The organism is Natrinema sp. SYSU A 869, assembly GCF_019879105.1.
In the GTDB taxonomy this organism is placed as follows: Archaea; Halobacteriota; Halobacteria; order Halobacteriales; family Natrialbaceae; genus Natrinema.
Genome location: NZ_CP082249.1, coordinates 2,394,556 through 2,408,866, shown reverse-complemented (window position 1 = coordinate 2,408,866; position 14,311 = coordinate 2,394,556). Strand labels below are relative to the sequence as shown.

The following is a 14,311-nucleotide window of genomic DNA, read 5'->3' as shown; positions in this document are numbered from 1 at the left end:
GGGTTTCGGTCGTCGTCTGCAGGCTATAGTACTTTGCCACCAATCGGGATAGAAGCGGTCGATGAGCCACATCGACGACGGCGCGGACGAGATCAGATCGCTGGAAGTCGGTGAGATCAGCCAACTGTTCGGTGACGCGACGTTCCCGATGACGACCGACGAGGTGCTCGCGGAATACGCCGACGTCGAAATTACCTACCCTCGGGAGTCGGATTCACTGCGGACGATTCTCGAGACGTCCGGCCACGAGACCTACGAAACGAGAGACGACCTCGAACTGGCGATCATGAACGGCGTCGGGCGAAACGCCGTGGGCCGACCGCGGTACAGCGACCGTGGCGACAGTCCCAACGACACTGACGATCACATGCGACCGCGACAGTCGTTCTGAACACCCGACGCACCCGACCACCGGACACGCGAGCCATGAGCACGACAACGATTACACCCCACGACGCACTCACGACCGAGCTGGAACGCCTCTACTACGTCGAACGGGAACTCTGCGACGAACTCGAGACACTGGCGGCCGACGTCTCGATCGACGTGTTAGACGATGGCCGCGTCACGGAGTGTCGAGAGCGACTGCGAGAGACCATCGACGACCACTGCGACGAGACCCAGCGACACTGCGAGCGCATCGAGGACGCCTTCGACACGCTCGGCGAGGAGCCCGCAACCAGGCAGGTCCCGGAGTTCGACGGCCTACTCGCCGACAAGGAGAAATTCAATAACGTCATCTTGAACGACGAACTCCGGCCACTGTACTACATCGAGACCGCCCTGAAACTCGAGGCCATCGAATGTACGGTCTACGAGACGGCGATGGCGCTCGCGAACTCGCTCGAGAGTGAGGACGGCGAGAACATCGTCGACGCGCTGCGGCCGAACTACGACGATGAACGGGCAATGCGAACCGAACTCGAGTCGCTGTCGGACAGCGACGCCGTCGAGACGTTGCTCGCGGCGAGCCCGGTCGGCAACGCTAGCCGCGGCTCACTCGACCGACGATAACTGCTCCGATCACACCATGAATATCGAAACGCTCGAGGACCTGTTCGGCTCTCAGTTACAGCACGCCTACTACGTCGAACGCACCCATGTCGAACTGCTCGCGGAGATGGCGGCCGACGCCACGAACGACGACCTCGCGGACCGGTTCGCGACCCACCGCGACGAAACCGAACAACAGGTCGAGCGGCTCGAGGACGTCTTCGAGGCGCTCGGTCGGCAGCCACGTGCGAGTCGGTCGCGGACGGCCGACGGCCTCGCTGAGTCGCGACAGGCTCGCAGGGCCGACGACGAGTCGCCGCCTGAGTACGTCGACCTCGAGATCGGCCTCGCGGCGGAGCGCCTCGAGATCCGGTCCTATGAGGGACTGGTCACGCTGGCGGGTCGACTCGCCTACGCGACCGATATCGTTGAACCGCTCGAGGAGACGCTCGAGGAAGAGCGGGCGATGCTGCAGCGACTCGAGGATCTCGAGACCGAGATCTCAGTCGTCGACTCGCTGGAAACGGGGCGCGCGTAGCGAGCGGACGGCGTGACGGCCCGCACCTCCCTGACCGCGATCCGTTCGCTGGTCCCGGATTCGCAATCGCGGCGGTGGTCGACTCCGTCATCGTTTCCCGCTACGGATCCGCGTCTCGTGTATCGTGGCAACGCTCATACTGTCGTTCGGCTGACTTCACCGTCCGGCAAAGAGCGATCGTTCAGATATCGCTGAACATCACGTCGGTGGACGCGAAACAGAGGGGTCGAACGGTCCGCTCGAGACCGACACACGGACCGTCACGCCGATACCGGCAGCGACCGCGAGCAGGAGAAATACGGCAGGCGGCTGCAGGCACGGCCCCTTCGGGAAAACACGTTGATCGTGAACACACCGAGAAACCGAACTCGAGCCGGCCGAACGACCCGAATCGCGTCTTCTGTGGAAGCGAGTACAGCCGAGCCGAACCAACCGACTGGCTGACCGACGAGCGCGGACGCCATCCCGACAATGAAAACGAGCATCGAAGTCGAGTACTGGGTCATCGACAGCAACGGGAACCTCACCGAACCGGGCCCACTCGCGGACGGTTCGGATCGAACCGATCAGGAGTTCGTCGAGCCGTTGGTCGAACTGAAGACGCCGCCCTGCGAGTCGGTCTCGGAACTCCGGACTGCGCTCGTCGATGACCTCGAGAACGCCCTCTCGAGGGCGGCGGAGCTAGACAAGCGCCTCGTCCCACTGGGGACGCCGATCAACGGCGACGTGATCGACCACCGCCCCAGCGAACGAGGTCGTATCCGAGAGGCAGTGTTCGGCAAGAACTCCGACTATGCGACGCACTGCGCCGGAACGCACATCCGCGTCGAGAAGCGAACCATCACCGACCAGCTCAACGCCCTCATCGCCCTCGATCCGGCGCTCGCGCTGGTCAACTCCTCACCGTACTATCGGGGCGAACGAATCGCGAACGGGGCCCGTTCCCACTGCTACCGAAAGCGAAGCACCGAGACGCACCCGAAACACGGCCAGCTCTGGCGCTACGTGGAAAACATCGGCGAGTGGCACCGGCGGCTCGAGCAGTGCTACGAGGAGTTCAAAGCGGCGGCCGTCGAGGCGGGCGTCGACGCGGCGGCGGTCGAGGAGCACGTCTCATCGGACGACGTGATCTGGACGCCCGTGCGGCTGCGCGATTCGAGGCCGACCATCGAGTGGCGCTCACCCGACGCCGCCTTGCCCAGCCAGTTGCTCCGGCTGACCGCCGACCTCGAGACGGTGATGGAGCGGCTCCACCACACCAACGTGCGGATCGGCACCGAGGGCGACGGCGGCGGCACGCGCAGGGAGAGCGACGGCAGCGGCGTCGGCCTCGGTTACGGTGGCAGTGGCGGTCCGACCGCTCGCCCCGGTCATGTCACGAACGAGGGGGTCGCCCTTCCCGCGTTCGAAACGGTCCGCGACCTCGCCGACTCGGCGATCCGCAACGGGCTCGCGTCGGCGGCCGTCGCGGGCTACCTCGAGCGGATGGGGTTTACCGTCGGCGACTATCACCCGATCGCAACGCGGATCGACGGCCGTCAGTACGTAACGAAAGCCGACGCTTGCGACCTGCGACTCGAGTATGCAAGTCGACTCGAGGAAGACGTCGACAAGTTGAGCGGGGCCGACGGTTAGTTGCCGTTGTCGTACTCGTACTCCCGTTCCGGATCCTCGACGCCCTCGGTCCGGGAGCCGACCCAGGCTCCAAGCGAGAGACCGTAGACGAGGTGGCCGGCGTGAAAGAGCGCGAGTTCGTCCGCCTCGAGGCGGATATCGAGCAGTTCCTGCAGCATGACCTGCGCACCGAAAGCCGACAGGACCATCCCGTAGATCGAGCCCCAGACGAGCCCGCGCTGTTCGGGCTCGATGGACTGGCCGGCGGTGTACAGGGAGAACAGCCCGCCGAAGATCGCGCCCGAACTGACGCCGTAGACCAGGTGCAGGACGAGGCCAGCGAGCGGGTGGTCGTCGGGATCGCCGTCGGCGATGTACTGCGACCAGAAGTTCGCCGACGGTGGCAGCGATCGCAGGAGCGGCAGCCGGAAGGCGGTCATGATCAGCGTCGCGACGAATCCACCCTGAATTCCGCGAGCCACCGCGTCGACGAGATGTTTCTCGCGGGAGTGTTCGTCGACATCGCTGGTGTGTCCCTCGGTTTCGGTGATCGAACGCAGTCGTCGCAGTCGATCTGATACAGCCATAATGGTCCGGATAGCGATCCTACCACGGACATCGCCTTAACCGTCCGGCGCGCTGTTTACTGGTCTCCCTGTTGGGGCCGTGAATGAGTCGGATCGACGGCGGTGGTTCGGTGGCGATAGTTCGGCGGCAGTGGTTCGATGGCCGCGGCGGTCACGCTCATCGGCGACTGCTGGAATATTTATACGCGTTCGCGAAACACACGGGCATGGATTTCGGCGTCCTCAGTACGGCGGGCATCGCACAGAAGGCGTTCCTCCCGGGAATCGAAGCCAGCGACCACGACGTAACGGCAATCGCGTCCCGAGACGAATCCGACGCGCGCGCCGTTGCGGCGGACTACGGGATCGAGGAGTACTACGGCGATTACGACGCACTCATTGCGAACGCCGATGTCGACGCCCTCTATATCCCGCTACCGAACGCCCTGCATGCGGAGTGGACGAAACGCGCGGCCGACGCCGGACTCGACGTCCTCTGTGAGAAGCCGCTTGCGGTCGACGCCGGGGAAGCGCGCGACGTCGTCGACTACTGTGCAGATCAGGGCGTGACCCTGATGGAGGCGTTCATGTACCAGTATCATCCGCGGACCGAGCGCGCGATCGCCTTGGCACGCGACGAGCTCGAAGACGTACACTCGGTGACGGCGACGTTCAAGTACCGACTCGACCGGACGGAGGACATCCGCCTCTCATCCGAGCTGTCAGGCGGGAGCCTGATGGACGTCGGCTGCTACGCCGTCTCTCTGGTCCGTCAGGTCCTCGGCGAACCGGAGCAGGCGTACGCGACCACGGCCGACACCCGCGACGCCGGCGTCGATACGGAGCTGACCGGAATCCTTGAGTACGCGGACGGGGCGACCGGTCGGGTCTCCTCGAGCTTCGACACGCAGACCGTCCAGCGCTACCGAATTGAGGGAGCCAACGGCTGGGTCGAGGTCGAGAACGCGTTCGACGTGCCCGACGGCGAGCTGGAACTCGAATACCGGATCGACGGCCGCCGCGGCGTCGAGACGTTCGATCCTGTCGACCAGTTCCGGCTCGAGATCGATCACTTCGCCGACTGCGTCGCCGCCGACCGGTCCCCGCGGACGGACGGCGACGAGGCGATCGCCACCATGCGGGTACTCGACGCGCTGTTGGAAAGCGACGAGCGCGATCGTCCTGTCGAGGTCTGACGAACCCGCCACGTGAGCCGCGGACGACAACGTCCTTTTGCCCGTTCGGCTCGAACCCGAGTCCATGACACCGGTCGAGGCGAAACTCGAGGCCGCCCGCGACGACCTCACGAGCCGCGACGGCGTCGTCGTCGCCTTCTCCGGCGGCGTCGACTCGAGCGTGGTGGCTGCCCTCGCCCACGACGCCCTCGGCGACGACGCGGTCGCCTGCACCGCGAAGAGTGAGACCCTCCCTGAGGCAGAGCTCGAGGACGCCAAGCGGGTCGCGAGCGAGATCGGCATCCGCCACGAGATCGTCTCCTTCTCCGAACTCGAGAGCGACGCATTTGTCGAAAATGATGACGACCGCTGCTATCACTGTCGGACGATGCGACTCGGCGAGATGCTCGAGACCGCACGCGAACTCGGCGTGGGGACGGTCTGTGACGGGACGAACGCGGACGATCCGGGCGCGGGCCACCGGCCCGGACTGCAGGCAGTCGATGAGTTAGACGTTCACTCGCCGCTGTTGGCCCACGAGATCACGAAAGCGGAGGTCCGCGAGATCGCCGACCGCTATGACCTCTCGGTCGCCGACAAACCCTCGATGGCCTGTCTCTCCTCGCGGATCCCCACCGGGCTAGACGTCACCGAAGACCGGCTCACGCGGATCGAGCGGGCCGAAGCACTGTTGCGACAGTGGGGCTTCGACCAGTTCCGCGTCCGCGACCACGACGGCCTCGCCCGCATCGAGGTCGCACCCGACGAACTCGAGCGGGCGCTGGACCGCGAGTTCGTCGAGACAGTCCGGACGGAGCTCTCGAAGCTCGGCTTCGACCACGTCACGCTCGATCTCCACGGCTACCGGACCGGGAGCGTCAGTCCCGAAACCGATGACGAAGAGTCCGTCGTCGAGGCGGGGTCCTCGAGCGACGACTAGAAACGAAATTTTGCGCTGCGGGCAGGCAGAGCTAGCCCTCGACAAAATTTCGATTAGAAGCACTCCTCCCTTCGTTCCGAACGCATAGCGTTCTCCCCATCGGTCGTCGGCTCGCTCGCTCAGCCTTCGACTTCGCTCGCGGCGAGTCTCGGGCGAGCGCCTGCCCTTCCCCGTTGAGCGGAAGCTTCGCTTCCGCGAGGTCGTCGGCGCGAAGTCGTTCGAAACGGCGAAGCCGTTTCGTGATGCCACAAATCGAAGATTTGTGAGCACGCCGACTGCTCGAGGGACCAGCGGTCCCTCGCCGCTCGGAAGAGCTTGCTCTTCCGTAGGGTCACGCGGCTCTCGCATCCGCTCGAGCCCCGTTCCTGGCCAGCACAGCCGTTCGTGCCGAGCGCTCACAGAGACATCGACGGCGAATCCTCGAGCGGCGGGCGTGGACGACGGCCATCGGCTGCGATCCGCCTGCCGGCCGCGGGATTCGTACGAGGAACCGACTGTGAGAGCGTGGAAAGATTCGTCGATCGGTCAGGTAATGGCCGCTAATATAGACGAATACCCAGAATATAATCGTGTTTCGATCAGAGAACCCACCATTGTCGAAGGTTATGGACTATCGTTCGATAATATTGCTCATTGCGGTACGAACGTAGCACTAGGGTCGGTATCAGTGATCGATGGAAGCCGACGTGCCGCTCGAGTGGAACACAGAAGAGTGTCGGACCTATACCCCGGCCGACACGGACCGGGAAATGCAGTATCGGACGTACCTCCACGAATCAGGTGATCTGCGGCTGAAGGTCGCGCCCGCCTCGCTTGACGGCGAAGACCACCCCGGCTACGCGCTGACGGCGACGAGCTACCCGGGGCTCGATCTCTCCGAGACGACGCGGGTCAGAACCGTCCTGACGTTCGAACGGTGCAACCGGATCGCCAGCGATTTCATGGACCTGTTCTCGGCCAGCTATGACGGCCCCGGCTCGCTCGAGGACGCACTGGACTACGCCTACGAGCGAACGCGTGAGCATCGCTAACCGTGCGGTCCGGACGCGGCGACGAATAGTCGGGTGAATACCTCGGGCGTTCGGTCGGGCAGCGATGTCACTCGATTTCTAACTGGCCGCCGCTGCCGTCCTCGCCGTCGGTCTCGTCCCACTCGAGTTCGAACTCGACGCTCAACTCGCCGGGACTGTCCGCCGGTCCCTCGCGTTCGGCTTTCACCTCGAAGGTAGGCCGGGCAGGTGGCTCGAGCGTCACGGACTCTGAGCCGGCCGTGAGCGTGATCGAGTCGCCATCGTCCAGATTGTCCGCGACGCGACGGAGCAGCGATGCGATCTCCGCTCGGCTCTGCTCGGTCTCCGACTTAAAGAGCACTTCTTCGGGCATACGCGACGGTACGATCCGTGAACTGATAAATACGCGCTCGAAAATCGGTTCGATCCGCCGGTGAACAGCGGTCGGCTCCACCTCAGTCGTCCGAGGGGCCGCGGACTCGTCGGCCGCTGCGGCCGCCGCGGACTCGCTCTCCGCGAAGGGGTACCACGACTGCTTGGCGTCGGCCATGTACGGCGCCTCGAAGTCCGTCTCCTCGGGCTCGCAGAACTCCACGAGCTGTTCCTCGGCCGTCGCCTCGACCCACTCGCGGAACGTCTGGCCGTCCGAACGGTGGGCCGCGTACGCCTCGAGCAGGTTCCGGATCGCGCCGGGGGCCTCGTCGGCGGGCACGCGCTGTTGAACCCAGTCGATGAAGGAGGGGTCCTCGCCGACGCCGCCACCGACGCCGATGTCGAAGGCCTCGACCATTTCGCCGTTCTTCCGGGCTCGCATTCCCTGCAGGCCGATGTCGGCGGTCATCGCCTGGCCGCAGTCGGCGGTACAGCCGGAGTAGTGCATCTTGATCTTGCCGACGTCGTCGGGCAACTCGACGTTCCGGTTGAACCAGCGCAGCATGCGAGCCATCCGCCCTTCGTCTCGGTCAGCGCGATCGAGCAGAACTCGGTGCCGGTACAGGCCATCGCACCGCGCTCGAAGGGACTCGGCTCGGCGGGGTACTCGGAGAGCAGCGGTTCGGCGAGCAGGTCCTCGAGGTCCTCGTCGGCGACATCGACGATAACGGGGTTCTGGCGGCGGGTCAGACGGACCTCACCGGATCCGTACTCGTCGGCCAGATCGGCCAGTTCGATGGCGTCCTCGGCCGGCAGGCGGCCGACGGGGACACTCAGGCCGACGTAGTTCTGACCGTCCGTCTGGTCGCCGACGCCGACGTGGTCGTGCTGGCCGTCCTCGACGGGGCGACCGGCGTTGTAGGTGTACTCCTCGCGAAAGTCCTCGCCCGCCGTGTGCATTTCGAACTCGACGTACTCGTCCTGGAGCGTCTCGCGGATCTTTTCCATGCCCCAGTCTTCGGCGAAGAACCGGGCCCGGTTCTTCGAGCGGTTCTGGCGGTTGCCGTAGTCGTGGTAGAGTTCGACGAAGCCGCGGCCGACCTCGTAGGCGTTCTCGGGGCGGACGAAGACATCCAGCGGCGTCGCGGCGCGGGGTTGGCGACCGCCGAGTCCGCCGCCAATGCACACGTTGAATCCCTTCACGGCCTCACCCTCGACCTCCTTGGTCGCCGGCTCAAACCCGATATCGTTGAGCGAGTCCTGCGCACAGCCGACCGTACAGCCCGACGCGCTGATGTTGAACTTCCGGGGCATGTTCGCGAGTGCATCGTCCTTGCGGAGGTCCTCCTCGAAGCGCTCGAGCAGGGGGCCAGCCTCGACGAACTCCTCGGCCTTGCCGTGGAGCGGGCAGCCAGAGATGTTGCGCATCGTGTCGCCGCCCGCCGAGCGGGAGTGGACGCCGGCCGACTCGAGTTTCTCCCAGATCTCAGGGACGTCCTCGAGTTGGAGCCAGTGCAGTTGGACCGACTGGCGGGTCGTCAGATCGATCCAGCCGTTGCCGAACTCAGGGTTTTCAACGGGGCCCGTCGCGTAGTCGCGGGCGACCTCGCCGATCGCCTGGAGCTGGCCGGGCTCTAAGATGCCGCTGGCGTTGGTCAGACGCATCATAAAGTACGATTCCTGTCCGTCGCGCTGGTGGAACAGGCCCCAGAACTTGAAGCGAGTAAACCACTTCTCGTGTTCGTCTTCGGGGATCGCCTCGTAGCCGCCGTTTTCCGCGAACTCGAGAATGTGCTCGCGGACCTCGTCACCGTAACAGCCGTCCTTGAGCGCTTCTTTCTTATGCGCCATCGGAGCTCACCTCACCGACCGAACGATCGGAGTCGAAATCGCGAAGTTCCTCTCCAAACATGTCGTAATTCACGCTTTGGTGTCATGGTCCTAAACTATATAACAGTAATCGTTTACAAAACGCTATTTTCAATGCGCATTCAGTGCCGGACGTGGTATCTGAAATGGGATATAGTCTGTATAAGGACGTATATCACGAGCGACCGGGGCGGAGAATGGGCGATTTCAAACGTAATTGACGCGATTCGACCTCGTCTCGGGGGACGGGAGTCGACGTTCCCTTTCGGACCGCGCTGTTTCGCACGCGACGCACGAAACGGCCGTCGCCGACGCCATTTGGGGGGTGATTCGAACTAGACAAATGGGCAAAACGAAGCGCGAAACGTGGACGGATTCAATCGTCGGTCGGAACCGGTCCGTCGGGGGCCGGCTCCACTCGAGTGCGGTACAGTCCACCGGACAGGCCGATCGAGACGATCGCGAGGACGAGGAAGACGACGTAGCCGTTGGCATAGCCGGCGTTCCCCTGCAGATCGACGAAAAGGCCGAGCACGGGCGGGATGACGAAGCCGCCGAACGCGCCGAGGCCGCCGACCAGCCCCGACGCACCGCCGACGGCCTCGGGAACGTACGTCGGAACGAGGCCGAACACCGCCGCGTTCGCGACGCCGATTCCGATCCCGAGTAGGACCGTCGCGCCGATCGCGACCGGAACCGTTCGAGCCGTCATGAGACCGACTGCAGCGATGCCGACTATGACGAAACTCGCGATCGCCGTCCGTTCGCCGCCGACCCGGTCGCTGATAACGCCGCCCGGAACCCGAATGAGCGCCGCGAGCAGCGTGAACGCGACTGCCGTGAGGGCACCGGCACGCTGCAAGTCGAGATTGTGGACGGCCGTCCAGTACGACGGGAACCAGGTCGTCAAGGCAAGAAAGCCGCCGAACGAGGTGAAAAACAGGGCGACGAGCACCCACGTCCGCGGAATGCTGGCCGCCTCGCGGATCGAGGTCATCGCGTCGCCACCGGGGAACAGGTCCTGGCCCTGCGCTCGAGCCGCTCGTTTCGCGTCGTCGGCCTCGAGCCCCCGCTTCCGAAGCTGGAACGACGGTGGGTCGACGGCGACGATGCCGTAGACGAACGTCCCGCAGACAAGAAAGCCAAACCACGCGAGGTACGCGCCTGTTAGGCCGAGCACCGCGAGTGCGATCGGAACGAGCAGCGTGAAGATCCCCGGCGAACTGTTACCCAACCCCGCATACACCGCGAGCATCGTCCCCTGTCGGTCCTCCGGCGACCAGTAGGATGTCTGGGCGGCCCCGACGGAAAACGTCGCGATCCCGCAGCCAGAAAGCGCGCCGAACAGGAACACGAGCGGGTAGTGAGCCATCGTCAGCCCCTCGGTCCCGAGGGTCACGAGAATCGTCGAGAGGCCGGCCATCCCGACGACGGCACAGCTCAACAGGACCAGGAACGGTTTCGCTGCTCCCACATCCTCGACCCACGCACCGAAGGGGACCCGAAGCAGCGAGCCGGTCAACTGCGGCGCGGCGACCAGCAGGCCGAGCGCGAGCCCCGATAAGCCCATCGCTCCCTCGAGTTCGGTCGCAACGGGACCGTAGAGGACGACGCCAGCGAAGCCGACGAAGAACCCGAGCGTCGCGGACGCGACGCCTCGTCGCGGGGTCCCTCGGATTGCGGGCGCGCCATCGCTGGCCGATTCAGTAGTCGATTTCGTCGTCATTGGCGCTCAGGCGCTCGCTTCCGCGACCGCTCTGACGTCTCGTTCCCGCGGTGGCTCGAGGCGCACCGCACACTGCTTGAAGTTGGGCTCGTTCGAGCGCGGGTCGACGTCGGACAGCGTGAGATCGTTCACGTCGGGGTGGTGGATCGGCAGCCAGACGACGCCGTCAGGAATCGCTTCGTCAGTCTCGACGCCCACCGTGATCGACGCCCGCCGGGAGACGACGCGAGCGTACCGCTCGTCATCGCCGTCCTCGTGTCCGTCGGCCGTCGCCTCGAGTTCGTCCGCGAAGGCGGCGGCGGTCGCCGGGCTGACCCGGGCTGTCGGCGGTTCGTCCTCGCGGGTCCGAACGCCGGTGTTGTACGCGTCCGGACGACGTGCGGTCGTCAGCGTGAACGGGTAGGATTCGTCCGTCGGTTCGGGAAGCGGGCGGGCTTCGCCGGTCGAGAACCGCGCACGGCCGGACTGAGTGTAGAACGACCAGGATTCGTCCGTCGGTTCGGGGGCGGAGTCGTCCGCGTCGTCCTCGCCACCGTCTTCGGCCTCGTAGTACCGGTAGCCGCCCGATACGTCCGGTGCCGGTGCCGGCCAGCGGACCGCGGTCTCGGCCTCGAGGCGCTCGTAGCTGATCCCCGAGAGATCGGCCGGGGTTCCCTCGGTCAGCGCGGCGAGTTCGTCGAAGACCGCATCGGGTTCCGGCTTCTCGTCAAACAGGCCAGGGACGAGGCGATCGGCGAGCTGGCCGATCAGCGTGAGGTCCGTCCGGATCCCGCCGGGCGTCTCGGTCGCGGCACGCACTCGGGAAACGGTCCGTTCCATGTTGGTCGTCGTCCCCTCGGACTCGCCCCAGGTCGCCGCGGGCAAGACGACATCAGCGTAGTCGACCGTCTCACTGTGGAATGCGTCCTGCACGACGAGGAACGAATCCTCGAGTTTCTCGCGGACGCGCGTAGTGTCGGGCATGCCCGCGACGGGGTTGGTCGCGACCGTGTAGACAGCATCGACATCGTCGCCGACAGCGTCGACAATGCCGACCGGCCCCGGGCCGGGGTCGTCGGGGAACCGGGAGACAGGCACGTCCCACGTTTCGGCGACCGCCCGGCGATGATCCGGATCCGCGAACGGGCGGTGACCAGGCCAGGACCCCTTTGAGGAACAGACGCGAGTTCCCATCGAGTTGGCCTGCCCGGTCAGCGAGAACGGTCCCGAGCCCGGCCGAAGGTTGCCGGTCGCGAGACACAGATCGATCAGCGCGCCCGCGGCCGCGGTCCCGTTGACGCTCTGATTGATTCCCATCCCCCAGTACAGCAGGGACGGGTCCGCGAGCGCGTCCGCGATGCGGTCGACGTCAGCCATCGAGACGCCCGCCATCTCGGCGGCCGCGGCCGCGTCGGGGAGTTCCTCACGAAGTTCCTCAAAGCCGACCGTCGCCTCGTCGACGAATTCCTCGTCGATGCCGTCCGTCTCGGTCACTCGAGCGAGGACGGCGCGAGCGAGCGCGAGGTCGCCGCCTGGCTCGAGAGGGACATGGTGGTCGGCGACCTCAGCAGTCTCGCTGTGGACGGGATCGACCACGATCAGTTCGGAGTCGACCTCGCCCGCGGATTGACGAATCCAGCGGAACATGACCGGATGGGCAGCCGCCGGATTCGCGCCCCAGACGACGTGGCTCTGGGCCTCGGGGATGTCGTCGTAGGTCGGCGGCGGCGCGTCGCTGCCGAAGGCGTCGTAGTAGGCCGTCACCGCGGAGGCCATACACAGCGTCGTGTTGGCGTCGTAGTACCGGGTCCCGAAGCCGCCGCGGGCGAGTTTGCCCAGGGCGTAGGCGGCCTCGTTGGTCTGCTGGCCGCTGCCCAGCACGGCGACGCTATTGCTGCCCTCGGCGAGCGCTGTACCGAGCCCTTCTGCCGCGTGCTGAAGCGCCGACTCCCAGGTGGTCGGGACGAGTTCGCTGTCCTCGCGAACGAGCGGCCGGGTCAGCCACTCGCCGTCCGGATCGGCGGTCTCGCTGACACCACGCTGACACGCCAGACCCTGATTGACCGGGTGACTGGGGTCGCCGCGGACGGTCTCGAGCCCGTACCCCCGCTCGGGAGTCTGCTGGACGTGACCGCAGCCGACCGCACACCGCATACACGTGGTCGGTACGAGGTCGGTCACGGCATCCACCCCGCCGTATCGGGCCAAATGGAACTATATGATTTACAATCACGCCCATCCGAGAGCGATTGGCACAACATCATTCAAATGTTCACAGAATAGGAGAACATATGAACCCACTAAACGGTAATCGTTTACGAACCGTGTATTTTCCACCCGGAAGGGCGGAGAGTCCACAATATGCGAACGGATAGAAACAATATAAGGCCATTATATGACGGGCTCCCCCACTATCGGGCGGACGAATGTCCACGAAATTTCGGACGCTGTGACTGATTAACACGGTCCGATTCAGATAAGCAAACAGCGACGGACTCGAGCGAGGTTACTCCCGCCCGACCCACTTGAGGACGAACAGCGTCCCCTCGAACAGCAGGATCATCGTGACGGCGACGAGGATTGGAGCCATCATCGTCGGGTCCATCGTAAACATGAACGAAAGCCCCGCGAAGGCCGCCCAGAAGTACAGCCGCTTCTGGGCCAGCCAGCGACGGGTCGTCACGCCCATCATGATCGCCAGCATGATGAACAGCGGAATCTGGAAGACGATCGCAAGGAAGCCCGTCAGCGTGATAATCAGGTCGAACGTCTCGCCGAGCGCGTACGCGATTTCCGCGCTGCCCTCGGCGTAGTAGGTGAAGTACTCGAAGAGGATTGGGAGGACGAGCACGTACGAGAACACCATCCCGCCCGCCGCCAGCACGACGCTCGTCGGCACGGCCGCAAGGTAGTACTTTCGCTCGTTAGGGTACAGTCCCGGCCGCATGAATAGGTAACACTCGTAGACGAACGCCGGTAGCGCGAGCATGATCCCCAACAGCGAGGAGATCTTGATCCGGGTCAGCCACAACTCGAGCGGATGGTAGACGTGTGGCGGCGGCACCTCGCTGATCTCGTAGGGGAAGACGTTGAACCAGACGAACTCGATGGCCTGGGAGGCCCACAGCAGGCCGATCGCCGTCCCGCCGGCTCCGAACAGGAGGACGACCGCCAGCCTGAGGACCATCTCCTCGATGTGGTCCGCCAGCGGCATCTCCTCGTCGTCCGGCGGCGTCGAGATCCCGCCGATATCGTCGTCGGACTCGGGATAGGTCGGCTCGGGGTTGTGCCGATCACCGACGACACCTTCGCCGTCGGTCTCGAGACTGGGTCCGTCCGCGTCGTTGCCCTCGGCCGACCCGTCTCCGGGATCGGGGTCGGGGTCGGACGCGTCGGCGACTGGCCGTCGCTCGTCAGGGTCGCCCCCTGACTCTCGGGGGCCCTCGACATCGCGGTCGTCGCCCGGCTCGTCCGACATCTACAGGGTACTGATAGGGCACTGGTTATAGGCCTTTTTCTTACGGACCCC

General features: G+C 65.0%; 12 protein-coding genes and 1 pseudogene. 7 read left to right on the top strand and 6 right to left on the bottom strand.

What is annotated here, in order from left to right:
- The first annotated feature begins 61 nt into the window (after positions 1-61).
- The 4 genes from K6I40_RS20065 to K6I40_RS20050 all read left to right on the top strand — a co-directional run bounded on the left by K6I40_RS20065 (position 62) and on the right by K6I40_RS20050 (position 3,166).
- Entirely contained in the window at positions 62-391 is a 330-nt protein-coding gene (locus K6I40_RS20065; RefSeq protein WP_222915868.1) for a hypothetical protein, read from the top strand.
- Positions 392-426: 35 nt separating this feature from the next.
- Positions 427-1,014: a DUF892 family protein gene (locus K6I40_RS20060; protein ID WP_222915866.1), complete on the top strand. Its 588-nt coding sequence runs from the start codon at positions 427-429 to the stop codon at positions 1,012-1,014.
- 16 nt (positions 1,015-1,030) lie between these two features.
- Positions 1,031-1,531, top strand: a complete 501-nt coding sequence (locus tag K6I40_RS20055; protein ID WP_222915864.1) for a DUF892 family protein — start codon at positions 1,031-1,033, stop codon at positions 1,529-1,531.
- A gap of 471 nt (positions 1,532-2,002) precedes the next feature.
- Entirely contained in the window at positions 2,003-3,166 is a 1,164-nt protein-coding gene (locus K6I40_RS20050) for a glutamate-cysteine ligase family protein (protein ID WP_222915862.1), read from the top strand.
- Here the strand turns inward: K6I40_RS20050 and K6I40_RS20045 are convergent.
- Positions 3,163-3,732: a DUF6789 family protein gene (locus K6I40_RS20045; RefSeq protein WP_222915860.1), complete on the bottom strand. Its 570-nt coding sequence runs from the start codon at positions 3,730-3,732 to the stop codon at positions 3,163-3,165. The genes K6I40_RS20050 and K6I40_RS20045 overlap by 4 nt on opposite strands.
- Positions 3,733-3,938: 206 nt before the next feature.
- On the opposite strand from K6I40_RS20045, the gene K6I40_RS20040 reads away from it, so the two are divergent.
- From K6I40_RS20040 to K6I40_RS20030, 3 genes are all read left to right on the top strand, one after another.
- Positions 3,939-4,907, top strand: a complete 969-nt coding sequence (locus tag K6I40_RS20040; RefSeq protein WP_222915858.1) for a Gfo/Idh/MocA family oxidoreductase — start codon at positions 3,939-3,941, stop codon at positions 4,905-4,907.
- Between the two features lie 64 nt (positions 4,908-4,971).
- Positions 4,972-5,826, top strand: a complete 855-nt coding sequence (gene larE, locus K6I40_RS20035; protein ID WP_222915856.1) for an ATP-dependent sacrificial sulfur transferase LarE — start codon at positions 4,972-4,974, stop codon at positions 5,824-5,826.
- A 674-nt stretch (positions 5,827-6,500) separates the two neighbouring features.
- Positions 6,501-6,857: a hypothetical protein gene (locus tag K6I40_RS20030; RefSeq protein ID WP_222915854.1), complete on the top strand. Its 357-nt coding sequence runs from the start codon at positions 6,501-6,503 to the stop codon at positions 6,855-6,857.
- A 67-nt stretch (positions 6,858-6,924) separates the two neighbouring features.
- On the opposite strand, the gene K6I40_RS20025 is transcribed toward K6I40_RS20030, so the two are convergent.
- From K6I40_RS20025 to K6I40_RS20005, 5 genes and pseudogenes are all read right to left on the bottom strand, one after another.
- Positions 6,925-7,209, bottom strand: a complete 285-nt coding sequence (locus K6I40_RS20025) for an amphi-Trp domain-containing protein (protein WP_222920415.1) — start codon at positions 7,207-7,209, stop codon at positions 6,925-6,927.
- Between the two features lie 99 nt (positions 7,210-7,308).
- Positions 7,309-9,059: pseudogene (locus tag K6I40_RS20020) on the bottom strand (ferredoxin--nitrite reductase); the annotation flags it as partial.
- 394 nt (positions 9,060-9,453) lie between these two features.
- Complete coding sequence (locus tag K6I40_RS20015) at positions 9,454-10,803, bottom strand: MFS transporter (RefSeq protein WP_222915852.1); 1,350 nt, start codon at positions 10,801-10,803, stop codon at positions 9,454-9,456.
- Between the two features lie 6 nt (positions 10,804-10,809).
- Entirely contained in the window at positions 10,810-12,936 is a 2,127-nt protein-coding gene (gene nasA / locus K6I40_RS20010; protein WP_255682152.1) for an assimilatory nitrate reductase NasA, read from the bottom strand.
- A 352-nt stretch (positions 12,937-13,288) separates the two neighbouring features.
- Positions 13,289-14,260: a twin-arginine translocase subunit TatC gene (locus K6I40_RS20005; RefSeq protein ID WP_222915848.1), complete on the bottom strand. Its 972-nt coding sequence runs from the start codon at positions 14,258-14,260 to the stop codon at positions 13,289-13,291.
- Positions 14,261-14,311: the final 51 nt, after the last annotated feature.

What these genes read in the sequence shown, in the direction of transcription:
- K6I40_RS20065 (WP_222915868.1), top strand. Translation starts at nt 62, where the DNA reads ATGAGCCACATCGACGACGGCGCGGACGAGATCAGATCGCTGGAAGTC.
- K6I40_RS20060 (WP_222915866.1), top strand. Translation starts at nt 427, where the DNA reads ATGAGCACGACAACGATTACACCCCACGACGCACTCACGACCGAGCTG.
- K6I40_RS20055 (WP_222915864.1), top strand. Translation starts at nt 1,031, where the DNA reads ATGAATATCGAAACGCTCGAGGACCTGTTCGGCTCTCAGTTACAGCAC.
- K6I40_RS20050 (WP_222915862.1), top strand. Translation starts at nt 2,003, where the DNA reads ATGAAAACGAGCATCGAAGTCGAGTACTGGGTCATCGACAGCAACGGG.
- K6I40_RS20045 (WP_222915860.1), bottom strand. Translation starts at nt 3,732, where the DNA reads ATGGCTGTATCAGATCGACTGCGACGACTGCGTTCGATCACCGAAACC.
- K6I40_RS20040 (WP_222915858.1), top strand. Translation starts at nt 3,939, where the DNA reads ATGGATTTCGGCGTCCTCAGTACGGCGGGCATCGCACAGAAGGCGTTC.
- larE (WP_222915856.1), top strand. Translation starts at nt 4,972, where the DNA reads ATGACACCGGTCGAGGCGAAACTCGAGGCCGCCCGCGACGACCTCACG.
- K6I40_RS20030 (WP_222915854.1), top strand. Translation starts at nt 6,501, where the DNA reads ATGGAAGCCGACGTGCCGCTCGAGTGGAACACAGAAGAGTGTCGGACC.
- K6I40_RS20025 (WP_222920415.1), bottom strand. Translation starts at nt 7,209, where the DNA reads ATGCCCGAAGAAGTGCTCTTTAAGTCGGAGACCGAGCAGAGCCGAGCG.
- K6I40_RS20015 (WP_222915852.1), bottom strand. Translation starts at nt 10,803, where the DNA reads ATGACGACGAAATCGACTACTGAATCGGCCAGCGATGGCGCGCCCGCA.
- nasA (WP_255682152.1), bottom strand. Translation starts at nt 12,936, where the DNA reads ATGCGGTGTGCGGTCGGCTGCGGTCACGTCCAGCAGACTCCCGAGCGG.
- K6I40_RS20005 (WP_222915848.1), bottom strand. Translation starts at nt 14,260, where the DNA reads ATGTCGGACGAGCCGGGCGACGACCGCGATGTCGAGGGCCCCCGAGAG.